Raw genomic sequence first — 21,261 nt, forward strand, 5'->3', positions numbered from 1 at the left:
TCTGGTCGATCCGGGTCAGCGCGCGCTCGGGATGAGCGCCAACTGCCGCGACTGCGCCACCAGGGCGCCGGTCTCGTCGACCACCGCATGGTCCTCGGCGAACATGCCCTGTCCCACCTCGGTGCTGGTGGCGGCGAACCGCAGCCACCCGGCACCGTCCGGCCCGGTCTCGGGCACCCGCCGCAGGTACGTGGTCAGCTGCACGGTGGGCGCCCAGCCGAACAAGCCGAGGTTCATCACCACCGGCGGCGAGACGTCGCACACCAGCACCGGGAAGTCCGCCGCCATGCTCGCCGGCTGTGCCGCCGGGTCCTTGGGGCGCGTCCAGCCGCGGATCTGCGGCTCGCCCTGCTCACCGCGCAGCACCGGGAACCAGTGCGGATCCAGCGCCAGATCCATCGCGGGCGCCAGGTGCATCACCTCGCCGAGCGGCGAGTCGTCGATCGGCACCGCATCGGCGGTCGGGACCGGCGGCAGGTCGTCGAGCACGGTGCCGCCGCTGTGGTGCGGGTCGCCGACGTCGGGCCGGCCCAGCGTCACCGACGACGAGACCATCACCCGGTCGGCCTGCAGCACGTCGACGTGCGCCAGCGAGACGGTGCGGCCCCGCTTGAGCAGGCGGACGGCGAGGGTCACCTCGGCCGGGTCGGGCGCGGCCAGGAAGTCGCTGGCCACCGCGATGGCCGTGGTGCCCGCGGGCTGATCCGGGCCGCCCAGGCGGTACAGAGCGGCACGGGCCGCGGAGGCCGCCATCATCTGCAGGCTGCCGCCGTGCACCTTGGGTCCGATGGTGAAGGCGGGCGAGACCGAGCCCCGGTAGGTGACGGAGTCGGCGTCGTCGCCGATCACGTCGAAGGTCAGCAGGTCACCAAGCACGGTCGACATGTTCGTCCTGTCGTGGGTTGCGGGCCAGATGGGTCTGGGCGAATTCCAGCGAGCGGGTCAGCATGGCGCTGCGCTCGGCCTTGTTCTTGGCCGACCCGGTGTGCACTTCGAGCACCACCGAACCGGCGAAGTCGCCGTCGGCGAGGTGGTTGCAGACGGCCACGCACGGCTGGGAGCCGTCGCCGGGGATCAGGTGCTCGTCGGTGGCCGCACCGGTGCCGTCGGTCAGGTGCAGGTGCGCCAGTCCGGCGCCCATCCGGTCGACCAGCTCCAGCGCGTCCACGCCGGCGGTCGCCGCATGCGACAGGTCGAGCGTGTAGTTGTCGTAGCCGTGGTCGGTGGGGTCGATCGATTTGCCGAAGGCCGACGCGTGCAGGCCCGGCGCTCCGCCGCGCTCGGCCATCCGATGGGCGGACCGGGCGCCCGCGCCGAAGAGGCGGTCGGCGCGCATCGGGAACATGTTCTCCACGGCCACCTTCACGTCGCTGTCGGCTTCGAGACGCCGGACCAGCTTGTCGAAGCCGCGCACGTATTCGCGCTGCCAGCGGAACGGCGGGTGCACCACCACGGTGTCCGCGCCCAGATCCTCGGCGGCCTGCACCGACCGCACCAGTTTGGCCGACGGGTCGCGGCCCCAGACGCGCTGGGAGATCAGCAGGCACGGGGCGTGCACGGACAGCACGGGCACCTGGTACTTCTGCGACAGGTGCGCGACGTGGGCCACGTCCTGGCTCACCGGATCCGACCACACCATCAGCTCGATGCCGTCGTAGCCGATCTCGGCGGCGTACGCGAAGGCCGCCTCGGTGTTCTGCGGGTAGACCGACGCCGTGGACAGACCGATCGGAATCTCCGGTCGGAGGGCAGGAGGGTGCAACGTCAGACCAGCATCACCAGCGGGCCGATCGTCACGATCAGCCCCACCGCCAGCGCCAGCAGCGTGGTGGGCAGGTCCCGCTTACGCAGCACGTAGGCGAAGGTGACGATCGCGAAGATCACCAGCACGGCTAGGATCAGCGCGAAGTACACGTACTGCTTCCACAGCACGGTGAAGCCCCAGAACAGGCCGCCGCCGATCAGCACGCCCAGCAGCACCTCGCCGACCAGACCGAGCCAGCCCAGAGCCGCCGAACGCGGGTGCTCCGCGGCATCGGCGTCGGCCTTCGCCGCCTTCGCGGCCTTCTGCTCGGCCTTCTTCGCCGCCTTCTCGGCCTTCTTGTCCGCCTTGTCGACCTTGGCCTCGTCGGCGGCCGTGTCGGGCTCCGGCGCAGCCTTCGTCGCCACCTCGGCGGCGGCGTCGTCCGCCACGGGTGTCTGCGGCGCGGTGACCACGGTGGGGTCGATGTCGGCGGCCGGCTGCACCACCAGCGCGGCGTTCGCACCGGTCGGCAGGTCCTCGCCGATCAGGTCGTCGCTCTCCACCCGGCGCAGCGAGCCGGTGTCGGTGACCACCGGGATGATGCCGGTCACCACGTTGGCCGACTCGGGCTTGGCGACGGCCCCGGGCTTGGCGGCGGCGGGCGTGTGCGCCGGCATGCCGCTGGCGCCGATGACGCGCGCCTTCGGCGCGGCCGGCGCGGCCGCGGTGGGCGGCGTGTACGCGGGCATGCCGGAGGCCGTGGTGGGCCGCTCCGGCTCGGTGGTCGACGTCGACGGTTCGGTCGCGGCACGACGCACCGACAGCGAGTCGGCGCGCGGGAACGCGGTGTCCTCGGCGGTGCGGGCGATCAGTTCTTCGACGGTGATCGGAACCGGATCCGGCTCATGTGCCATCGGCGGCCAACTCCATCCTGGTCGTGGTTGCGCCCAATCCTAGGGGGCGATGGTCATCGGTCCGGCAGGCTCGCTGTCGAGACGGCGCAGAATGACGCCTTCCCGCAGTGCCCACGGACAGATTTCCAGTCTATCGACACCCAGCGCGCGCATGGTCGCCTCGGCCACGAGGGCGCCGGCCACCACCTGCGGGGCCCGGTCGGCGCTGACGCCTTCCAGTTCGGCCCGGTCGGCGGTGGTCATCCGCGAGATGAACGCGATGAGCTGCCGGATGCCGTCCTGGGTCACGGTGCGCTGCACGTGCGGGCCCGCGCTCGACGGCGCGGCGCCGGTGAGACGGGCCAGCATGCGGAAGGTCTTCGACGAGCCCACCGCCAGGTGCGGTTTGCCCGCCGAGCGCAGTTCCTTGGCCGGCGCGCGGAGTTCGGCGTCGAGCCAGTCGCGGAGCACGGCGATGCGTCGTCGATCCGGCGGGTCGTCCTGAATCCACTCGCGCGTCAGACGGCCCGCGCCCAGCGGCAGCGAGATCGCGATCTCCGGCTCCTCGTCGACGCCGTTGGACATCTCCAGCGAGCCGCCGCCGATATCGAGCGCCAGAATGCGGCCGGCCTGCCAGCCGTACCAGCGCCGCACCGCGAGGGAGGTCAGGCGCGCCTCGTCGACCCCGGACAGCACGGTCACGTCCAGCTCCGAGGTCTTCTTGATCCGGGAGAGCACCTCGTCGGTGTTGGTGGCGTCGCGCACCGCGGAGGTGGCGAAGGCCATGATCTCGCCGCAACCGGACGCGGTGGCGATCTTGGTGAACTCCTCGATGGTGGACACCAGCAGGTCGGCGCCGTAGTCGGTCATCCGGCCGCCGTCGTCGATCTGTTCGGCCAGGCGCAGCACCGCCTTGGTGGAGCTCATCGCCGTCGGCGCGCCGCCGGCCTGCGCATCCACCACGAGCATGTGCACCGTATTGCTGCCCACATCGAGCACTCCGAGTCTCACCGTCATCAAATTACTGCGCGACGGGCATCAATGCGACCTGGGGACTACGGTGGAGCGCTGTGGCCACCGATCGCAGCGGCGCGCAGCCCGCGCCCGAGGTGCCGCTCGACTTCCCGCGCGAGTGGTACGAGTTCTTCGACCCTGCCGACCCCGAGCACCTGATCAGCGTCGATCTGACCTGGTTGCTGTCGCGGTGGTCGTGCGTCTTCGGCACGCCCGCGTGCCAGGGCATCATCGCCAGTCGGCCGGACGACGGGTGCTGCACGCACGGCGCCTATCTGACCGACGACGACGATCGCGCCCGCCTGGTCAAGGGCATGGAGCTGCTGACCGAGGACAACTGGGAGTTCTACAAGAAGGGCACCGGCAAGGATCCGCTCGGCGCGCGCGGCTACCTGGAGGAGAACGACCTCGACGGCGAGCCCGCGCTGAAGACGCGCGTGCACAAGGGCGCGTGCATCTTCTTGAACCGGCCCGGCTTCGGTGCCGGGCAGGGCTGCGCGCTGCACGCGGCGGCACTGGCCCGCGGACTGGAGCCGCTGACGGTGAAGCCGGACGTGTGCTGGCAGCTGCCGGTGCGGCGGGAGAACGAGTGGGTCACCCGGCCGGACGGCACCGAGATCCTCAAGACCATCATCGGCGAATACGACCGCCGCGGCTGGGGCGAGGGCGGGCACGACCTGGACTGGTACTGCTCCGGCTCCCCCGACGCCCACGTGGGCGCCGAGCCGGTGTACGTCTCGTACGCGCCCGAGCTCACCGAGCTGATCGGCGCCCCGGCCTACGAGGCACTGGCCAAGGCCTGCCGACTGCGGGCCGATCTGGGCATCGTCGCCGTGCACCCGGCCACCGCGGCCGCGACCACCCGCCGCACCACGGACCTGAAGTACGAGCAGCTCTGAGCGAGCTGAGCCGGACCTTCTAGGGCTCGAACTTGTAACCGAGTCCGCGCAGCGTGATCAGGTGGCGGGGCTGGCTGGGGTCCGGTTCGATCTTCGAGCGCAGACGCTTCACGTGGACGTCGAGCGTCTTGGTGTCGCCGACGTAGTCCGCGCCCCACACCCGGTCGATCAGCTGGCTGCGGGTCAGCACGCGCCCCGCATTGCGCAGCAGGTATTCGAGGAGGTCGAACTCCTTGAGCGGCAGGGTCACGTCGGCGCCGGCCGCGGTGACGGTGTGCCGCTGCACGTCCATCCGGACTGGGCCCACCTCGAGCACGCCGATGGCGGCGTCGTCGTCGTCGGCCACCACGCCGCCGCGGCGCAGCACCGCGCGGATGCGGGCGATCAGCTCGCGCGCCGAGTACGGCTTGGTGATGTAGTCGTCGGCCCCCAGTTCGAGGCCCACCACCTTGTCGATCTCGCTGTCGCGGGCGGTCACCATGATCACCGGGGTCGACGACTTGGCGCGGATCATCTTGCAGATCTCGGTGCCGGAGACGCCCGGCAGCATGAGATCGAGCAGCACGATGTCGGGGGTCAGGCGGTCGAAGGCCGCGACGGCTTCGGTGCCGTCGTTGATGATGCTGGCTTCGAAGCCCTCCTTGCGGAGCAGAAAGGCGAGCGGATCGGCGAGAGCTTCTTCGTCTTCGACGATGAGTACGTGCGTCAAGGCGTGCGTTCCTCTACTTCGGGGGAATGTTCGATGGGGATGTACAGGGTGAACGTGGAGCCGGTGCCGGGCTGACTCCACAGGCCGATGTGGCCACCGTGGCTGGCGGCGACGTGCTTGACGATCGCCAGGCCCAGGCCGGTGCCGCCGGTGGCGCGCGAGCGCGCCTTGTCGACGCGGAAGAACCGTTCGAAGACACGCTGCTGATCGGCGGGTGCGATGCCGATGCCGCGGTCGGTCACGGCGATCGCCACCATCTCCTCGCCGTCCACTTCCACCACGCGCCGACTCACCGACACCACGTCGCCGGGCACCGAATGGTTCACGGCGTTGACCAGCAGGTTGTTCAGGGCGGTGAGCAGCAGGGTGCGGTCGCCGGGTACCGCGAGGCCGGTGTCGTCGTCGGAGACCAGCTCGATCTGCGACACCTCGGCGCCGACCGCGGCCGAGCTGAGCGCGTCGTCGACCAGAGCGTCCACCTCCACGGTGGTGAACTCCTCGATGCGGCCCTCCTGCAGGCGGGACAGGCCGATCAGCTCGTTGATGAGGTTGCTCATCCGGTTGGCCTCGCGCAGCACGCGATGCCCGAAGTGCTCGACGGCCTGCGGGTCGTCGCGCGATTCCAGCATGGCCTCGGCCATCAGGCTGATCGCGCCGAGCGGGGTCTTCAGCTCGTGCGAGACGTTGGCTGCGAAGTCGCGGCGGGTGGCCTCCACGCGCAGGTTGGTGGAGTCGTCGTCGCCGTAGACCAGCGCGTACCGCGACGCTCCGACGTCGACGAGGCGGACCATGCATCGCACGTTCTCGATGGTGCGCGGCATGGTGCGGCCGGTGGAGACGAAACCCATGGCCGAGATCGGCGGCACGAATTCGAAGTGCCGGTCGACGCCGGTCAGGAAGACTTCGCTGACCACTTCGGCCACCGGATCGGCGAGCACGTCGCGCAGCAGGCCCAGTTCGATGGCGCGCTGATTGAACAGCACCACGCCGTGATCGGCGTCGACCACAGCGATGCCCGACTCCGAATGCGCCACCAGCAGGTTCAGCAGGCCGGTGCGGGAGACCGCGCCGTTCTCACCGAAGGAGACGTCCGGGCCGACGAGAGCCGGTCCGACGATGCCGGGTGCGACCTGCTCGCTGGACGCGCGAAAGCTACCGGTGGATTCGGACACACCGGTGAGTCTACGGTCCGGTCACCCGGGTTGCGAGCCGGCGCGGGCCGGTTCGGGAGGCGTTCACGAAGGGTTCACGCCGACGTCGACGTGACCACCAGATCCGAGTACTCCGGGTGCTTCTCCAGGTAGCTGACGACGTAGGAGCACACCGGAATCACCTTGTTGCCGTCGGCACGCACGCTCTCGAGGACCTGGCGGACCAGTTCGGCGGCGTAGCCGCGGCCGCCGAACCGGTCGTAGACCACCGTGTGGGTCAGGGCCAGGTGGGCGCCGGAATGCCCGGCGTCCCGCGTGTAATCGATGAACCCGATCTCGACGGTGCCACCGTCGTCCTCGATGGTGGCGCGGAAGCGTTCGCGCTCAGCCAGATGCTCAACTGTGATTGCCCCGTCAGTCATACATCCAATGTAGCCGAGGGCATACAGTTACGCAGGGAACTACTTTCCGCCCTGCGCAGCGACGGCGGCGACGCCCGCGGCGGCCGCTTCGGGATCCAGGTAGCGACCGCTGGGCGCCAGCGGATCGCCGCTCGGGGACACCGCGCGCAGTTCGTCGTCCACCTCGTAGACCAGCGGATTGCCGGTCGGGATGTTCAGCTGGGCGATGTCCGCGTCGGAGATGCCGTCGAGGTACTTCACCAGGGCGCGCAGCGAGTTGCCGTGCGCGGCGACGAGGACGTTCTTCCCTGCGCGCAGGTCGGCGCCGATGGCCTCGGCGTAGTACGGCATCAGGCGGGTCACGACGTCCTGCAGGCATTCGGTCAGCGGCACCTCGATGCCGGCGTAACGCGGGTCGCCCACCTGGCTGTACTCGGCGTCGGCCGCGATGGCCGGCGGCGGGGTGTCGTAGCTGCGGCGCCACAGCATGAACTGCTCGTCGCCGTACTTGTCCTTGGTCTCGGCCTTGTTCAGGCCCTGCAGCGCACCGTAGTGGCGCTCGTTGAGACGCCAGTCGCGGACCACCGGGATCCACACGCGGTCGGCGGCGTCGAGCGCCAGCTGGGCGGTGATGATCGCGCGACGCAGCAGCGAGGTGTAGAGCACGTCGGGCAGCAGGTCGTTGGCGGCGAGCAGTTCGCCGGCGCGCTTGCCCTCGGCGCGACCCTTGTCGGTGAGGTTCACGTCCTGCCAGCCCGTGAACTGGTTGGAGGCGTTCCATTCGCTCTCGCCGTGACGCATCAGAATCAGCTTGCCGTTGCTCATGCCTTGATTCTGGCATAGGCCGTCGTCGCCCATCGCGGTGACCTGCGAGGTTCGGCCGGACAGACGACCACTTCACAACCTTCTGACCGGTAGTGCCTCGCGGCGTATGCTTGGCGCCATGGGGATCACTGAGCGCCGCGATAAGACACGTCAGGTCGACGTCACTCGAGTCAGCAGTGGGCAGCTTCAGCGAATGATGGAACGCCCCGCCCGCCCAAGCGCCAAGCTGCGCAACGCTCTGCGCCAGCGGCAAGAAGTCCGCCGCGCGAGTTGAGCTACTCCCCGGAGCGGCTCAACGAGAACCACAGCTTCGACTTCTTCGACAGCGGTGAGCCCGATCTCGATGAGTGGCCGCAAAAACACGCTTTGCAGGACCAGAACGACGGTAAGTCTGCGACGCACGTCTGGACTGATGACGGCGGCGAGTACGTCGTCGGCTACTACACTCTTCTGCCCACCATCACGCGAGCCGATGACGGTCGCATCTTCTCGATCTTGCGACCTGGCAAGTACCAGGGACGTGAAGTTGCGGGAGTACTGATCGGCAAACTCGCGCTGGATCAGAGCTTGCGGGGCGGAGGCCGCGGGATCGACCTGCTGGCCGACGCGATTCTCACCGCTTCGGAAGCGATGACCCTCATCGGCGGTCGGCACGTACTGATCGACCCCATGCGTGACCGGCCGCGGCTCCGGGAGTGGTACCTCGAAGCCGGGTTCAAGCCGATCGACGGATCTGATCGCCTCTACCTCGATATCCGCGACTGATCGGCCACCCGATGCACAGGACCTCCGAGGCCGGTGCCCAGAATCGGGGCACGGGGCTCGGAGGTCCCGGGGTCAGGCGTGCAGCGGCGCTACTGGCGCAGGTCCTTGCGGAGGATCTTGCCGGAGCTCGACTTCGGGATGGCGGCGATGAACTCCACCTGGCGGACCTTCTTGTACGGGGCCACACGCTCGGCGGTGAACGCGATGACCTCGTCTTCGGTGAGCTCGGCACCCTCGGCCACCACGACGAAGGCCTTGGGCACCTCTTCGCCGTCGGCGTCGTGGGCGCCGACGACGGCCACGTCGGCCACCTTCGGGTGGGTCAGCAGCAGCGCCTCCAGCTCGGCCGGCGGCACCTGGTAGCCCTTGTACTTGATGAGCTCCTTGAGCCGGTCGACGATGGTGACGCAGCCGTCGGCGTCGACGGTGGCCATGTCACCGGTCTTGAGCCAGCCGTCGGCGTCGATGGTGTCGGCGGTGGCCTGCGCGTTGTTCAAGTAGCCGACCATCACGTTGGGGCCGCGGACCCACAGCTCACCCGGCACGGAGACACCCTCGGACGGCATGTCGATGTCCTCGCCGGTACCCGGGTCGACGAGCCGGTTCTCGGTGTTGGGCACGGCCCAGCCCACCGACGACAGCGGGGGCGTGAGACCGCCCGGGGCGGTGCCGACGAACGGGATGAGGTGGGTCACCGGCGACGTCTCGCTCATGCCGAAGCCCTGCGCCATGTTCAGGTCCAGGCGCGTGGCGACGGCGTTGCCGAGCTCGGCGTCCAGCGGCGCGGCGCCGGAGAGCATGGTGTGGATCGACGACAGGTCGTACTTGTCGACGATGGGGTGCTTGGCCAGGGCGACGGCCACCGGCGGCGCGATGAACGCGTACGTCACCTTGTGCTGCTGGGTGCCTTCGAGGAACTCGACCATGTCGAAGCGCGGCATCACCAGCAGCGAGGCGCGCGCCTTGAGGGCGGCGTTGAGCAGCACGGTCATGCCGTAGATGTGGAAGAACGGCAGCACGGCCAGCACCACGTCGTCCGGGGTCATGCCGTTGATCGGCTCGATCTGCGCGACGTTGGACACCAGGTTGCGATGGCTGAGCATAACGCCCTTGGGGTTGCCGGTGGTACCGGAGCTGTACGGCAGCACCGCGATGTGGGTGGCCGGATCGAACTCGACGTCCGGCGCGGGCAGGCCGGCGCCGAGCAGGTCGGCGGCGTTGGGATGGCCGGACGCGGCCAGGCCTTCGCCGTCGAGGATCACGATGGCGTCGTCGGCGAGGCCCACCTCGCGGGCCGCCTCGAGCGCCTGCGGAGCCATCATCGAGATGGTCACGATCATCTTCGCCTTGGAGTCCACGAGTTGCTTGCGGATCTCGTTGGCGGTGAACAGCGCGTTGAGCGTGGTGGCGCTGGCGCCGGAGCGCAGGATGCCGTGGAAGACGGTCGCGAACGCCGGGATGTTCGGCGACAGCACGGCGATGACGTCGCCCACGCCGAGGCCGCGCGCAGCGAAGGCGCCGGCGGCGGCGTTGATCTGGCCGATGAGCTGGCGGTAGGTGGTGGTGGCGCCGGTCTTGGCGTCGATCAGCGCGGTGCGATCCAGGTCGGCTTCGTCGATGGAGCCGAACAGGAAGTCGTAGACGCTGACGTTCGGGATGTCCACGTCGGGGTAGGGACTGCGGAAGCTCATCGGGGATCCTTAACTATTGGTCGGTCGGGCGGGAAGTGTGCGCGGCGGGTGCGTCGTCGAGCGGCGCGATCTCGGGGAGTCTGTCCGGGTCGATCAGGTGGGCGAAGGCCTGCAGGTTGGCCAGGGATTCGCCGCGCGCGGTACGCCACGCCCATTCGCGGTGGATGGACGTGAGGAAGCCGATCTCCAGGATCTTGTTGAAGTCGCCGTCGGCGGCGGCCAGCACCTGGCCCAGCACGCGGTCCACCTCGGCGGCGGTGATCGCCTCCGGCGAGAGGCGGCCCACCAGGTAGATGTCGCCGATGTTGTCGAGGGTGTAGGCCACCCCGTAGAGACGACGGTTCCGGGTCAGCAGGAAGCGGTAGACGGCCTCGTGGTTCTCGTCGGCACGACGACACACGAACGCCTCGACGCGCACGCCGTGCACCCCGGCCGTCAGCAGCACGGTGGTCTTGAGCTTGCGCTCGCCCGGCAGCTCCACGATCACGTGCTCGGTGTCGGCCGTCTCGCCGGCCTTGCGTACGTAGTCGATGCCGGATTCGGCCAGCACCGCTTCCAGTGCCGCCAGATTGTCGATCATCCCGCCATCCTCGGTCGATTCTTGAGCCAGCCGCGGGTGCGACGGCCCAGCGTGCCGCGGCGCGCAGGGCCGGACGGGAAGTGCCCCATCGCGGCGCTGTACGACGCCAGCAGCGCGTCGGTGGTGTGCTCCCAGGAGTAGCCCCGCGCATGCACGACGGCGGCCGCGCCGTAGCGCTCGAGGCGGGCCGGGTCGGCCAGCAGCTCGGCCAGCTCGGCGGTCCAGGCGGCGATCTCGTGCCCGGACACCAGGCGGCCGGTGACGCCGTCGCGCACGGCCACGCCGAGCCCGCCGACGTCGGCGGCGATCACCGGGATGCCACAGGCCTGCGCCTCCACGGCGACGAGCCCGAAGCTCTCCGAAAAGCTCGGCACCGCAACGAGATTCGACGCCCGGTACACCTGCGCGAGGACGGCGGGCGGCTGCGGAGGCAGGAAGGTCACGCGGTCGGCCACGCCGAGGTTCACGGCGAGCTCGGCCAGCGCGGTCGGGCGCTCCAGTCCGGAGCCGGACGGTCCGCCGACGATGAGCAGCCGCAGCCGGCCGGTGGGGTCGGCCCTGATCAGCGGCGCCATGGCCGCCAGCAGGACGTCCGGGGCCTTCAACGGTTGCAGGCGACCGACGAAGGTCACCACCGCCTCGTCCGGGTCCAGGCCCAGTTGCACGCGCGCCGCCGCCCGCGAGCCGGGGCTGTAGAAGTCCAGGTCCGCGCCCGGCGGCACCACGTCGATCTTCCCCGGGTCGGCGCCGTACAGGTCCGTCAGTTCGGCCGCCTCGGTGCGGGTGTTGGCCACCAGGCGGTCGGCCTCGGCCACCACCTGCTGTTCGCCGATGAGCCGCCCCACCGGTTCGGCGGTGTCGCCGCCGGCCAGCGAGGCGTTCTTCACCGCGGCGAGCGTGTGCGCGGTGTGCACCAGCGGCACCCGCCAGCGGTCGCGCGCGAGCCAGCCCACCTGACCGGACAGCCAGTAGTGCGAGTGGATGAGGTCGTAGTGGCCGGGCTCCTGGGCGGCTTCCGCGCGCAGCACGTTGGCCGAGAAGGCGCAGAGCTGACCGGGCAGATCGCGCTTGTCGAGGCCGTCGAACGGTCCCGCCTCGATGTGCCGGACCAGCACGCCGGGCGCGGCTTCGAGCACCGCACGGTCGGCCGACGACGTGGCGCGGGTGAAGATCTCCACCTCCACGCCGCGGCGGGCCAGCCGCTGGGCGGTCTGCCAGACGTAGACGTTCATCCCCCCGGCGTCCCCGGTGCCCGGCTGCGCCAACGGCGAAGTGTGCACGGAGATCACCGCGAGGCGTCGTGGCCTGGGTCCACCGGTCATGTGTCCACCCTAATCGCACCCGGAAAACATGCGGGATCGCGTATTAGTCCGCGACCGGGGGCGTCCGTAGACTCGTTTCGGTAACCATTGTCATTAACTGAAGGGGCTCGCATGCGAAAAGTGCTCGCCACCGTGCTGATCGCGGTGTTCGGCGTCGTCGTCGCCGGCTGCGCGGACGACTCGACGCGTACCACCGATCATCCGGCCGTGGTCGCGTCCACCGACGTGTGGGCGGCCGTGGCCCGCGCGGTCGGCGGCGAGCACGCCGACGTGACCGCCCTGTTCAACTCCCCCGGCGCCGATCCGCACGAGTTCGAGCCGTCGATGGCCGACACCGCGAAGATCGAGGACGCCGACGTGCTGGTGTTCAACGGCGGACACTACGACGCCTACGTCGAGACCGCGGCGTCGTCGTCGGCGGCCGTGCAGGTGAACGCGACCCGACTGGCCGGTGGCGAGGACGACGACCACGGGCACGACGACCACGGGCATGAAGGGCACGGGCACGAAGGGCACGACCACGGGACCAACGAGCACGTCTTCTACGACCTGCCCGTCGTCGCCCGCGTCGCCGACGCCACCGCCGACGCCCTGGCCAAGCTCGCGCCGATGCACGCCCAGTACTACCGGGACCGCGCCGCCGCGTTCGACGCCGGTATCGCGGACCTGCGCGGTCGTCTCGCCGCACTCAAGGCCCAGCACGATGGCACCGAGGTGGCCGCCACCGAGCCGCTGGCCGCCTACCTGTTGACGGCCGCCGGGCTGGTCGACGTGGCCCCGGCCGCATTCACCGCGGCCGTGGAGAACGGCCAGGCGCCGTCGGCCGCCGACGTCGCCGCGTTCGGCGATCTGATCACCGGCCGCGACATCGCCGTCCTGATTTACAACACGCAGGCGGTGGATCCGGCCACGCGCTCGGTGCTGGACCTGGCTCGCAGCAATGCGATTCCGGTGGTCGACATGACCGAATCGCTGCCCGCGGGCGTCACCGACTATCTGCTCTGGCAGTCGGCGCAGATCGACCGGCTCGAGGCGGCGCTCGCCCGATGAGCGCCCCCGCCGACGACACCCCCGTGGTGGAGTTCACCGACGCGACGCTCGCGCTCGGCGACCGCACGCTCTGGCAGGACCTGAACCTGGCGGTGCACCCCGGCGAGTTCATCGCCGTCCTCGGCCCCAACGGCTCCGGAAAAACGACGCTGCTGCGCGCGGTCCTGGGCCAGGTGCCGCTGACATCCGGCACGCTGACTCTGCACGGCCGGCTCGGCTACGTCCCGCAGCAGCACGCCGACGACTCCGACGCGATGGCCCTGCGCGGCCGCGACCTGGTGGGTTTCGGCGTCGACGGCGCCGACTGGGGCATCGGCTGGCGCGGGCGCCGCGAGCGCGCGGCCCGGGTGGACGCCGCCATCGCCGAAGTGGGCGCCACGGCGTTCGCCGACCAGCCCCTCGGGCTGCTGTCCGGCGGCGAGCAGCAGCGCCTGCGCATCGCGCAAGCGCTCACCGACGATCCGGCCGTGCTGCTGTGCGACGAACCGCTGTCGAGCCTGGACCTGCGCAATCAGCGGGTGGTGGTGGACCTGCTCGACGCCCGCCGCCGTGCCCGGGACACCGCGATCCTGTTCGTGACGCACGAGATAAATCCGGTGCTGCCCTACGTCGACCGGGTGCTGTACCTGGTGGACGGCCGGTTCCGAATCGGCACGGTGGCCGAGGTGATGAACTCGGCGACGCTGTCGGAGCTGTACGGCAGCCACGTGGAAGTGGCCGAAGTGGCCGGACGACTCGTGGTGATCGGCGGCGACACCGACGCCGGCCACCACCACTGCGACGACCAGGGGCAGAGCTGATGGGTGACTTCTTCGACTTCGCACAGACCGCCGACCTGCTGTCGCGCACCTTCGTCCAGCAGTCGCTGCTGGCGCTGGCGCTGCTCGGCCTGATCGGCGGCCTGCTGGGCCCGATGATCGTGGCGCGCCAGATGAGTTTCGCGGTGCACGGCGCGGCCGAGCTGAGTTTCACCGGCGCCGCCGCGGCTCTGCTGCTCGGCTTCAGCGTGAACCTGGGCGGCGTGATCGGCGCGGTGATCGCGGCCGCCGTGTTCGGCGTCCTCGGCAACCGGGCCCGCGAACGCGACTCGGTGATCGGCGTGGTGATGGCCTTCGGTCTGGGTCTGGGTGTGCTGTTCCTGCACCTGTACGGCCGCGCCGGCACCGGCTTCGCGCTGCTCACCGGACAGGTGGTGAGCGTGGGCAGCTCCGGGCTGATCGCGGTGGCGATCACCGCCGCCGTGGTGGTGGCCGTGCTCGCGGTGATCTACCGGCCGCTGCTGTTCGCGAGCCTCGACCCGCGGGTGGCGAAGGCCTCCGGCGTCCCCCTGCGGGCGCTGTCGGTGGTCTTCGCGATCCTCGTCGGCCTCGCCGCCGCGCAGGGCGTGCAGATCATCGGCGCCCTGCTGGTGATGGCCCTGCTGATCACCCCGGCCGCCTCGGCGGCCCGGCTCACCGCCTCCCCCACCAAGCAGGTGGTGCTGTCGGTGACCTTCGCGATGATCGCCGCGGTGGGCGGGCTGATCCTGTCACTGGCCCCGGAGCTGCCGGTGTCGGTGCTGGTCACCACCATCTCGTTCGTGATCTACGTGATCTGCCGCGTCATCGGCCTGCGCGCACGCGACTAGCTTTTCGACAAGCTCAGAACGGCGGATTACACGCCGTCGCCACCATCTCGAGCGGTCCGACCACGGCGCGTCCGGGTTCCAGATTCCAGCTGGCCTTGCCGGGGTCGACGATCCGCACGAACACCCAGTGGCAGTCGAACTGGGACCGCATGCCCGGGGTGGCGGCGTTCGGCGCCAGCGCGAGCACCTCGCGCCACGCGGCGCTCGGCAGCCCGAAGCCGGTGGCCCTCCGCCCGGCCGCGGTCGGATAGATCTGCAGGCTCGGGCCGGAGCCGAGCTGCACCCACTGCACCCGGTCGATGTACGGCCCGCGCGCGGTGGGCGGCCACGGCAACCCGGGGAACGGCAGATCGGCCGAGCCGCTCGACGACGCGAGGTAGGCGTCGAGTTCGGCCTGCATGGGCGACGGCGCGGGCGCCGCCTCCGCCGGGACCGCCGGCGCCATCAGCAGTCCGATCGCAGCGAGCAGCCCCACCATCCGATGTTTGCGCATGCCCGTGACTATTCCTCGGCGAAGCCGGGATTACAGCGACTTGACACCATTTGGTCGGCGGAGACCACGGGGCGGTCCGGTTCCAAGTTCCAGCTCGGCTTGTCGGGGTCGACGAGCCGTGCGAACGTCCAGTGGCAGTCGAACTGCGCGCGCATGCCCGGGGTGTCGCCGTCCGGCGCCAGCGCGAGGACTTCGCGCCAGGCGACGTCGGCCGCGCGCTCACCGCTGACCTTGCGGCCCGACGGAGCGGGCACGATCTGGAGGCTGGGCCCCACCGCAGTCTGCACCCACGAGGCACCGGCGACGTACGGCGGCGCGTAGACGGGTGCCGAAACAACCGACGACGAAACCACCGAAGACGACGACGTCACCGAAGGCGCAGCCACGTCCTCTCCCCCGCCGCTACACCCAGCCAGCAGGAGAACGAGCGCCGCCCCGCCCCCTACTGCTCGCGCAGTGCGTCGTTCCACGTCGTCTTCAGATCCAAGTGCACGCGCTGCCAGGCGGAGCGGCGAGCGCCGTCCGGGTCCTTCTCCACGCGGACCGGGTCGTCGAGGACCAGGACGTGGCGGTGTTCGGCGTCGTACTTGGGCCAGTGCCCGGCCGGGACGCCGGTCCGCGCGAACCACGACCACAGCGACTGCATGGTGGAGGTGATGCGGCGGGTGGAGCGCCAGCTGCCGAGCGCGGCGAGGCCGGCGCCGATCGGGTGGCGGTAGATGCCGAACACGGCGAACAGTTCGGTGGCGTGGGTGGCGCCGATGCCGGTGGCCTTGAGGGCGGCCACCGAGTAGTCGAAGCGGTACACGTAGGTGTCCGAATGCTCGGAGTGGTGCTGGGCGAAGATCGTCGTCGGCACCCAGAACACGGCGTCGGCGGCGAGGCGGACCTCGTCGCGGGTGCCCGGGTAGAGGCGGGCCAGCTCCTGGCGCACCTCGGGGTCGTGCACGCCGACCAGCATGTGGGTGGGCTCGGGCAGGATCGACCAGAACCGGGCGAACAGTTCGCCCTCGTCGAGGTTGGTGCCGACGATCAGCGGCACCCGCAGCGTCTGCCCGGCCATCGCGGTATCGACCGGGCTGAGCGGCAGGTAGTCGCCGTCGACGACGGGCGCGAACGGCATCGGGTCCGACAGCTGTGCGTGGCGGGTGAAGCCGAGGAGCCGGTTGCCGGCCTTGAGCAGGTCGTACGGACCGGCTTCGTCGACGACGCGGGCCACCAGCTCGGGGTCCAGGCGCGGTTCGGTGCGTTCGGGGCCGGTGCGGCGTTCCGGGTCCATCACCTGGCGGACGAACTCGTCGGTGAAGATCTCGGCGTTCTCGCGCTGCACCACCAGGTCGGCGGCCGGGCTCTGCGAGATGGCGCGGGAGAACAGGCCTTCGGCGGCCGGGGTGGAGAGCAGGGTCAGCACGGCGGCGCCGCCGGCGCTCTCGCCGAACACGGTGACCCGCTCGGGGTCGCCGCCGAACGCGGCGATGTTGCGCTGCACCCATTCGAGGGCGGCCACCATGTCGCGCAGGCCGCAGTTGGTGTCGAACGGGCGCTCCGGGGTGGAGTAGTCGCTCAGGTCCAGGAACCCGAACGGACCGAAGCGGTAGTTCACCGTCACCACGATCACGTCGCGGGCCCGGGCCAGGAAGGCGCCGTCGTAGATGGGGGTGGCCGAGCCGCCCAGGATGTACGCGCCGCCGTAGTTGAACACCATCACCGGGCGCGGGGTGGCCGAGATGCCGTCCGGCGCGAACACGTTGAGGGTGAGGCAGTCTTCGCTGCGCGGCTGGTACGAGCCGTCGGCGCGGGCGGTGAACAGCTTGTCCTGGATCGGCGAGTTGCCGTACTCGTGGCAGGTCAGCACGTCGTCCCACGGCTCCACGGGCTGCGGCGCCCGGAAGCGCAGCGGACCCACCGGCGGCGCCGCGTAGGGAATGCCCAGCCAGGCGGTGGTGCCGCGGCGGCTGCGGGCCCCACGGATCCCGTCGACCTTGCCTTCGGCTGTTGCGACGATCGTGTCCATCTGTGCCATGACTGAACACCCTAACGCCGCCGGGCAGCCGGTGGTTTCGCGGACCTACCATGGAGGCATGACGATCCCCGCGCTCCCGGTCGTGGTCGATGTGAACGCCGACCTCGGCGAAGGCGTGGGCGACGACGCCGCGATGGTGCGCCTGGTCTCCAGCGCCAACGTGGCCTGCGGCTTCCACGCGGGCACCCCGATCGAGCTGCGCCGCACGTGCGAGCTGGCGGTGGCCGCCGACGTGCGGATCGGTGCGCAGGTGTCGTACCCGGACTGGGACGGTTTCGGTCGCCGGTTCATGGACATCGACTCGGATCAGTTGATCGCCGACGTGCTGTTCCAGATCGGCGCGCTCACCGCGATCGCCCGGTCGGTGGGCGGCACCGTCGACTACGTGAAGCCGCACGGCGCGCTGTACAACGCGATCGTCGGACATCGGGAGCAGGCGCGGGCGGTGGTCACCGCGGTGGCCGACGCCGGGCTGCCGCTGATGAGCCTGCCCGGTTCGGTGGCATTGGAACTGGCCCGCGAGGCCGGGGTCCCGGTGTTCACCGAGGCCTTCGCCGACCGCGCCTACACGCCGCAGGGCACGCTGGTGCCGCGCACCGAGCCCGGCTCGGTCCTCACCGATTCCGCCGCCGTCGCCGCGCGCGTGGTGCAGCTCGCGACGACGGGTGCGATCACCGCGATCGACGGCACGCCGATTGCCGTCCACGCCGACTCGATCTGTCTGCACGGGGACACCCCCGGCGCGGTGGCGCACGCCACCGCGGTCCGGGCCGCGCTGGCCGAGGCCGGCGTGCTGGTCCGCGCGAGGTGATCGGCAAGCGCCTGGCCACCGAATCCGCACGCGGAGTGGCCGCGGGTTTCGGCGCGTACGGCATCTGGGGTCTGTTCCCCATCTACTTCGACGCGCTGCGCCCCACCGGTCCGTGGGAGATCCTGGCCAACCGCATCGTGTGGACGGCGCTGCTGTGCCTGCTGATCCTCGGGGTGGGCCGGGACTGGTCGTGGCTGCCGCCGCTGCTGCGTCGTCGCACCCTGATGGTGGGCGTCACCGCGGCGGCCCTGCTGATCGGCATCAACTGGGTGGTCTACGTGGCGGCGGTGACGTCCGGGCACACCAGCGACGCCGCGCTCGGCTACTTCCTGAATCCACTGGTCACGGTGGCCCTGGGCGTGGTGGTGCTGCGCGAGCACCTGCGGCCGCTGCAGTGGACGGCGGTCGGCATCGGTGCGGTGGCCGGGGTGTACCTGGCGGTGGCGGGCGGCTCGTTCCCGTTCACCGCGCTGGTGCTGGCGACGTCGTTCGCCCTGTACGGCCTGGTGAAGAACCGGGTGGGCGCCACCCTGCCCGCGCTGCACAGCCTCACGCTGGAGACGCTGATCCTGCTGCCGATCGCCACGCTGATCCTGGTGATCATCGCGGTGGGTCCGGGCCTGTCGTTCGGCACCGAGGGGCCGGTGCACACCGGGCTGCTGATCTTCAGCGGTGTCGCCACCGCCGTCCCGCTGCTGCTGTTCGCGGCCTCTGCCCGACGGATCCCGCTGACCACCGTCGGCCTGATCCAGTTCGTGACGCCGGTGATTCAGCTGGTCTGCGCGGTCACGATCCTCGGCGAGACGGTGCCTACGGCGCGGTGGATCGGTTTCGGCATCGTGTGGCTGGCCCTGCTGGTGCTCAGCCTCGACGCCGTGCGCCGGATCAGACCCCGGCGACCCGCCGCTGCCTAGCGAACTCGGCGAGCACCACACCGGCCGCGACCGACGCGTTGAGGCTCTCCACGTCGCCGGCCATCGGTACCGAGAGCACCGAGTCGCAGGTCTCGCGGACCAGGCGCGAGAGGCCCTTGCCCTCGGAGCCGACCACCACGACCACCGGGCCGGTGCCGTCGTAGTCGTCGAGGGTCACGTCGCCGCCGGCGTCGAGGCCGACGATCTGGCAGCCCGCCTTGGCCCAGTCGACCAGGGTGCGGGTGAGGTTCGGGGCCTGCGCGACGGGCAGCCGCGCGGCCGCTCCGGCGCTGGTGCGCCAGGCCACCGCGGTGACGCTGGCGCTGCGGCGCTGCGGGATCAGCACGCCGTGGCCGCCGAACGCGGCGACGCTGCGGATCACGGCGCCCAGGTTGCGCGGGTCGGTGATGTTGTCCAGCGCCACCAGCAGCGGCGGGTTCGGCGCGGCGAGCGCGTCGGCCAGCAGGTCGTCGGGGTGCGTGTACTTGTACTCGGGCACCTGCAGCGCCAGACCCTGGTGCAGGCCGTTCGCGGTGAACCGGTCGAGTTCGAGCTTGCCCGCCTCGAGGATCGCGATGCCCATGTCGCCGGCCAGGGCGATGGCTTCGCGGACGCGGTCGTCGGCCGAGATGGTGGTCATCACGTACAGCGCGGTGGCCGGGATGCCGGCGCGCAGGCACTCGACCACCGGGTTGCGGCCCACCACGTACTCGGGGCCTTCTTCCTTGCGTCGCTGCGCGCTGCGCTGACCGGCCACCGCCTTGGCGTTGGCCTTCGCCTTCTTGTGGGCCGCATGGTAGGTGCGGTCGACGGCCTTCGGGGTGGCACCCCGGGCCTCGAGGCCGCGGCGGCGGTTGCCGCCCGAGCCCACGGTCTGGCCCTTCTTGCTGCCGTCCTTGCGGATGGCGCCCTTGCGCTTGGAGTTGCCGGCCATCAGATGTCCTTCTGTTCCAGCGCCCACTGGGCACCGTCGGGGGTATCGGTCACGGTCACGCCGGCCGCCGCCAGGCGGTCGCGGACCTCGTCGGCCACGGCCCAGTCCTTGGCGGCCCGGGCGGCGGCACGACGTTCCAGCTCGGCGCCGATCAGCACGTCGAGCGCGGCGGTGGCCGCTTCGTCGTCGGCTCCGGCGGTGTGCCAGTGCGGGTCGAGCGGGTCGGTGCCGAGGATGCCGAGCATCGCGCGGACCTGTCCGGCGATGGCGCGGGCCTTCTCGCCGTCACCGGCTTCGAGGGCGGTGTTACCCTCGCGAACGGCGTTGTGCACCACCGCGAGTGCCGCGGGCACGCCCAGGTCGTCGTCGAGCGCCGCCGCGAATTCGCTGGGGACCTGGCCGATTTCGACGTCGCCGACGCGGTCGACGACGCGGTGCACGAACGACTCCACGCGCCGGTAGCCCGCGGCGGCCTCGTGCAGGGCGCCGTCGGAGTATTCGAGCATGGAGCGGTAGTGGGCGCTGCCCAGGTAGTAGCGCAGCTCCACCGGCCGCACCTTCTTGAGCATCTCGGGGATGGAGACCACGTTGCCGAGGCTCTTGCTCATCTTCTCGCCGCTCATGGTGACCCAGCCGTTGTGCAGCCAGTACTGCGCGAAGCCGTCGCCGGCGCCGTGGCTCTGGGCGATCTCGTTCTCGTGGTGCGGGAAGATCAGATCCATTCCGCCGCAATGGATGTCGAACTCGGCGCCGAGGAGGCTGGTGGCCATGGCCGAGCATTCGAGATGCCAGCCGGGGCGGCCGTCGCCCCACGGGGTGGGCCACGACGGCTCGCCGGGCTTGGCGCTCTTCCACAGGGTGAAGTCGCGCGGGTCGCGTTTGCCGGTACCCGCGCTCTCGCCCTGGTGCACGTCGTCGAGCTTGTGGCCGGACAGGCTGCCGTACTCGGGGAGGCTGCGCACGTCGAAGTAGACGTTGCCGTCGGCCTCGTAGGCGTGGCCGCGTTCGATGAGGCGCTGCATGTAGGTCACCATCTGCGTCACGAAGCCGGTGGCCCGCGGTTCCGCGGACGGCGGCAGCACGCCGAGGGCGTCGTAGGCGGAGGCGAACTCGCGCTCGTGGGTGGCGGCCCACTCCCACCACGGGCGGTCGTGGTCGGCGGCCTTGCTCAGGATCTTGTCGTCGATGTCGGTCACGTTGCGGACGAAGAGGACGTCGAGGCCGCCGCCGTCGCGGTCGGGGTGCGCCAACCAGCGGCGCAGCACGTCGAAGGCGATGCCCGAGCGCACGTGGCCGATGTGCGGAACACCCTGCACGGTGGCGCCGCACAGGTACACGGTGGCGGTACCCGGGCGCAGCGGGGTGAAGTCACGGATTTCGCGGGCCGCGGAGTCGTACAGGCGGAGAGTCACGAC

23 protein-coding genes are annotated in these 21,261 nt (G+C 70.6%); 7 read left to right on the forward strand and 16 right to left on the reverse strand.

The genetic code is table 11. The annotated features are described in order from the left end of the window. Positions 1 to 15: 15 nt before the first annotated feature. Genes MUG78_RS03725 through MUG78_RS03740 form a run of 4 tightly spaced genes read right to left on the reverse strand, consistent with a single transcriptional unit; the run spans position 16 to position 3,648 of the window. Positions 16 to 885 carry a thioesterase family protein gene (locus MUG78_RS03725; RefSeq protein WP_246992313.1) on the reverse strand — a complete coding sequence of 290 codons (870 nt, stop codon included), beginning with the start codon at positions 883 to 885 and terminating at the stop codon, positions 16 to 18. Further along, positions 866 to 1,762, reverse strand: a complete 897-nt coding sequence (locus MUG78_RS03730) for a sugar phosphate isomerase/epimerase family protein (RefSeq protein ID WP_246992315.1) — start codon at positions 1,760 to 1,762, stop codon at positions 866 to 868. Before MUG78_RS03730 ends, MUG78_RS03725 begins: the two co-directional genes overlap by 20 nt. A 2-nt stretch (positions 1,763 to 1,764) precedes the next feature. Continuing rightward, a complete protein-coding gene (locus tag MUG78_RS03735; protein ID WP_246992317.1) occupies positions 1,765 to 2,658 on the reverse strand; it encodes an Rv0497 family membrane protein in 894 nt (297 codons plus the stop codon). A gap of 39 nt (positions 2,659 to 2,697) precedes the next feature. Continuing rightward, a complete protein-coding gene (locus MUG78_RS03740) occupies positions 2,698 to 3,648 on the reverse strand; it encodes a Ppx/GppA family phosphatase (protein WP_246996800.1) in 951 nt (316 codons plus the stop codon). Positions 3,649 to 3,707: 59 nt separating this feature from the next. Here MUG78_RS03740 and MUG78_RS03745 point away from each other — a divergent pair, with 59 nt between their 5' ends. Next, positions 3,708 to 4,550 carry a DUF3109 family protein gene (locus tag MUG78_RS03745; RefSeq protein ID WP_246992319.1) on the forward strand — a complete coding sequence of 281 codons (843 nt, stop codon included), beginning with the start codon at positions 3,708 to 3,710 and terminating at the stop codon, positions 4,548 to 4,550. A 19-nt stretch (positions 4,551 to 4,569) separates the two neighbouring features. Here MUG78_RS03745 and MUG78_RS03750 read toward each other — a convergent pair whose 3' ends face one another. From MUG78_RS03750 to MUG78_RS03765, 4 genes are all read right to left on the reverse strand, one after another. Beyond that, entirely contained in the window at positions 4,570 to 5,259 is a 690-nt protein-coding gene (locus MUG78_RS03750) for a response regulator (protein WP_246992321.1), read from the reverse strand. After that, entirely contained in the window at positions 5,256 to 6,431 is a 1,176-nt protein-coding gene (locus tag MUG78_RS03755) for a sensor histidine kinase (protein WP_372493106.1), read from the reverse strand. Before MUG78_RS03755 ends, MUG78_RS03750 begins: the two co-directional genes overlap by 4 nt. 74 nt (positions 6,432 to 6,505) lie before the next feature. Then, positions 6,506 to 6,832, reverse strand: a complete 327-nt coding sequence (locus MUG78_RS03760) for a GNAT family N-acetyltransferase (RefSeq protein ID WP_246992323.1) — start codon at positions 6,830 to 6,832, stop codon at positions 6,506 to 6,508. 39 nt (positions 6,833 to 6,871) lie between these two features. After that, the gene (locus MUG78_RS03765) at positions 6,872 to 7,636 is read right to left on the reverse strand and encodes a phosphoglyceromutase (protein WP_246992325.1); all 765 of its coding nucleotides are present in this window, start codon (positions 7,634 to 7,636) and stop codon (positions 6,872 to 6,874) included. A 270-nt stretch (positions 7,637 to 7,906) separates the two neighbouring features. On the opposite strand from MUG78_RS03765, the gene MUG78_RS03770 reads away from it, so the two are divergent. Further along, positions 7,907 to 8,401 carry a hypothetical protein gene (locus MUG78_RS03770; RefSeq protein ID WP_246992327.1) on the forward strand — a complete coding sequence of 165 codons (495 nt, stop codon included), beginning with the start codon at positions 7,907 to 7,909 and terminating at the stop codon, positions 8,399 to 8,401. Positions 8,402 to 8,490: 89 nt separating this feature from the next. On the opposite strand, the gene MUG78_RS03775 is transcribed toward MUG78_RS03770, so the two are convergent. Genes MUG78_RS03775 through mshA form a run of 3 tightly spaced genes read right to left on the reverse strand, consistent with a single transcriptional unit; the run spans position 8,491 to position 11,994 of the window. After that, positions 8,491 to 10,092 carry an AMP-binding protein gene (locus MUG78_RS03775; protein ID WP_246992329.1) on the reverse strand — a complete coding sequence of 534 codons (1,602 nt, stop codon included), beginning with the start codon at positions 10,090 to 10,092 and terminating at the stop codon, positions 8,491 to 8,493. A gap of 13 nt (positions 10,093 to 10,105) precedes the next feature. Then, positions 10,106 to 10,672, reverse strand: coding sequence for a type III secretion system chaperone family protein (locus MUG78_RS03780; protein ID WP_246992330.1), 567 nt, complete (start codon positions 10,670 to 10,672; stop codon positions 10,106 to 10,108). After that, positions 10,669 to 11,994: a D-inositol-3-phosphate glycosyltransferase gene (mshA, locus tag MUG78_RS03785; protein WP_246992332.1), complete on the reverse strand. Its 1,326-nt coding sequence runs from the start codon at positions 11,992 to 11,994 to the stop codon at positions 10,669 to 10,671. The genes MUG78_RS03780 and mshA overlap by 4 nt, the downstream gene beginning before the upstream one ends. Positions 11,995 to 12,105: 111 nt before the next feature. Here mshA and MUG78_RS03790 point away from each other — a divergent pair, with 111 nt between their 5' ends. The 3 genes from MUG78_RS03790 to MUG78_RS03800 are packed head-to-tail and all read left to right on the forward strand — an operon-like array spanning position 12,106 to position 14,671. Next, on the forward strand, positions 12,106 to 13,044 hold the full coding sequence (locus MUG78_RS03790) for a metal ABC transporter solute-binding protein, Zn/Mn family (RefSeq protein ID WP_246992334.1): 939 nt from the start codon (positions 12,106 to 12,108) through the stop codon (positions 13,042 to 13,044). After that, positions 13,041 to 13,844, forward strand: coding sequence for a metal ABC transporter ATP-binding protein (locus MUG78_RS03795; protein ID WP_246992336.1), 804 nt, complete (start codon positions 13,041 to 13,043; stop codon positions 13,842 to 13,844). The genes MUG78_RS03790 and MUG78_RS03795 overlap by 4 nt, the downstream gene beginning before the upstream one ends. Continuing rightward, entirely contained in the window at positions 13,844 to 14,671 is an 828-nt protein-coding gene (locus tag MUG78_RS03800) for a metal ABC transporter permease (protein ID WP_246992338.1), read from the forward strand. The genes MUG78_RS03795 and MUG78_RS03800 overlap by 1 nt, the downstream gene beginning before the upstream one ends. A gap of 13 nt (positions 14,672 to 14,684) precedes the next feature. On the opposite strand, the gene MUG78_RS03805 is transcribed toward MUG78_RS03800, so the two are convergent. Genes MUG78_RS03805 through MUG78_RS03815 form a run of 3 tightly spaced genes read right to left on the reverse strand, consistent with a single transcriptional unit; the run spans position 14,685 to position 17,187 of the window. Further along, a complete protein-coding gene (locus tag MUG78_RS03805) occupies positions 14,685 to 15,164 on the reverse strand; it encodes a DUF2599 domain-containing protein (protein WP_246992339.1) in 480 nt (159 codons plus the stop codon). An 8-nt stretch (positions 15,165 to 15,172) separates the two neighbouring features. Continuing rightward, positions 15,173 to 15,550, reverse strand: a complete 378-nt coding sequence (locus tag MUG78_RS03810) for a DUF2599 domain-containing protein (protein WP_308221324.1) — start codon at positions 15,548 to 15,550, stop codon at positions 15,173 to 15,175. A gap of 56 nt (positions 15,551 to 15,606) precedes the next feature. Next, the gene (locus tag MUG78_RS03815; protein ID WP_246992341.1) at positions 15,607 to 17,187 is read right to left on the reverse strand and encodes a carboxylesterase/lipase family protein; all 1,581 of its coding nucleotides are present in this window, start codon (positions 17,185 to 17,187) and stop codon (positions 15,607 to 15,609) included. Positions 17,188 to 17,245: 58 nt separating this feature from the next. Here MUG78_RS03815 and MUG78_RS03820 point away from each other — a divergent pair, with 58 nt between their 5' ends. Together MUG78_RS03820 and rarD are read left to right on the forward strand one after the other, a co-directional pair. Beyond that, positions 17,246 to 17,998: a LamB/YcsF family protein gene (locus MUG78_RS03820; protein ID WP_246992343.1), complete on the forward strand. Its 753-nt coding sequence runs from the start codon at positions 17,246 to 17,248 to the stop codon at positions 17,996 to 17,998. Then, entirely contained in the window at positions 17,995 to 18,912 is a 918-nt protein-coding gene (rarD, locus tag MUG78_RS03825; protein ID WP_246992345.1) for an EamA family transporter RarD, read from the forward strand. Before MUG78_RS03820 ends, rarD begins: the two co-directional genes overlap by 4 nt. On the opposite strand, the gene rlmB is transcribed toward rarD, so the two are convergent. Then, positions 18,884 to 19,846, reverse strand: a complete 963-nt coding sequence (gene rlmB / locus MUG78_RS03830; RefSeq protein WP_246992347.1) for a 23S rRNA (guanosine(2251)-2'-O)-methyltransferase RlmB — start codon at positions 19,844 to 19,846, stop codon at positions 18,884 to 18,886. The genes rarD and rlmB overlap by 29 nt on opposite strands. Next, positions 19,846 to 21,258 carry a cysteine--tRNA ligase gene (gene cysS / locus MUG78_RS03835; RefSeq protein WP_246992349.1) on the reverse strand — a complete coding sequence of 471 codons (1,413 nt, stop codon included), beginning with the start codon at positions 21,256 to 21,258 and terminating at the stop codon, positions 19,846 to 19,848. Before cysS ends, rlmB begins: the two co-directional genes overlap by 1 nt. Positions 21,259 to 21,261: the final 3 nt, after the last annotated feature.

This window comes from Gordonia alkaliphila, assembly GCF_023017165.1.
GTDB classification, from domain to species: Bacteria; Actinomycetota; Actinomycetes; order Mycobacteriales; family Mycobacteriaceae; genus Gordonia; species Gordonia alkaliphila.

Coding starts and splice junctions, on each gene's coding strand:
- MUG78_RS03735 (WP_246992317.1), bottom strand. CDS start 2,658: ATGGCACATGAGCCGGATCCGGTTCCGATCACCGTCGAAGAACTGATC.
- MUG78_RS03765 (WP_246992325.1), bottom strand. CDS start 7,636: ATGAGCAACGGCAAGCTGATTCTGATGCGTCACGGCGAGAGCGAATGG.
- rlmB (WP_246992347.1), bottom strand. CDS start 19,846: ATGGCCGGCAACTCCAAGCGCAAGGGCGCCATCCGCAAGGACGGCAGC.
- MUG78_RS03805 (WP_246992339.1), bottom strand. CDS start 15,164: ATGCGCAAACATCGGATGGTGGGGCTGCTCGCTGCGATCGGACTGCTG.
- MUG78_RS03795 (WP_246992336.1), top strand. CDS start 13,041: ATGAGCGCCCCCGCCGACGACACCCCCGTGGTGGAGTTCACCGACGCG.
- MUG78_RS03790 (WP_246992334.1), top strand. CDS start 12,106: ATGCGAAAAGTGCTCGCCACCGTGCTGATCGCGGTGTTCGGCGTCGTC.
- MUG78_RS03820 (WP_246992343.1), top strand. CDS start 17,246: ATGACGATCCCCGCGCTCCCGGTCGTGGTCGATGTGAACGCCGACCTC.
- mshA (WP_246992332.1), bottom strand. CDS start 11,994: ATGACCGGTGGACCCAGGCCACGACGCCTCGCGGTGATCTCCGTGCAC.
- MUG78_RS03725 (WP_246992313.1), bottom strand. CDS start 885: ATGTCGACCGTGCTTGGTGACCTGCTGACCTTCGACGTGATCGGCGAC.
- MUG78_RS03775 (WP_246992329.1), bottom strand. CDS start 10,092: ATGAGCTTCCGCAGTCCCTACCCCGACGTGGACATCCCGAACGTCAGC.
- MUG78_RS03800 (WP_246992338.1), top strand. CDS start 13,844: ATGGGTGACTTCTTCGACTTCGCACAGACCGCCGACCTGCTGTCGCGC.
- MUG78_RS03760 (WP_246992323.1), bottom strand. CDS start 6,832: ATGACTGACGGGGCAATCACAGTTGAGCATCTGGCTGAGCGCGAACGC.
- MUG78_RS03815 (WP_246992341.1), bottom strand. CDS start 17,187: ATGGCACAGATGGACACGATCGTCGCAACAGCCGAAGGCAAGGTCGAC.
- MUG78_RS03780 (WP_246992330.1), bottom strand. CDS start 10,672: ATGATCGACAATCTGGCGGCACTGGAAGCGGTGCTGGCCGAATCCGGC.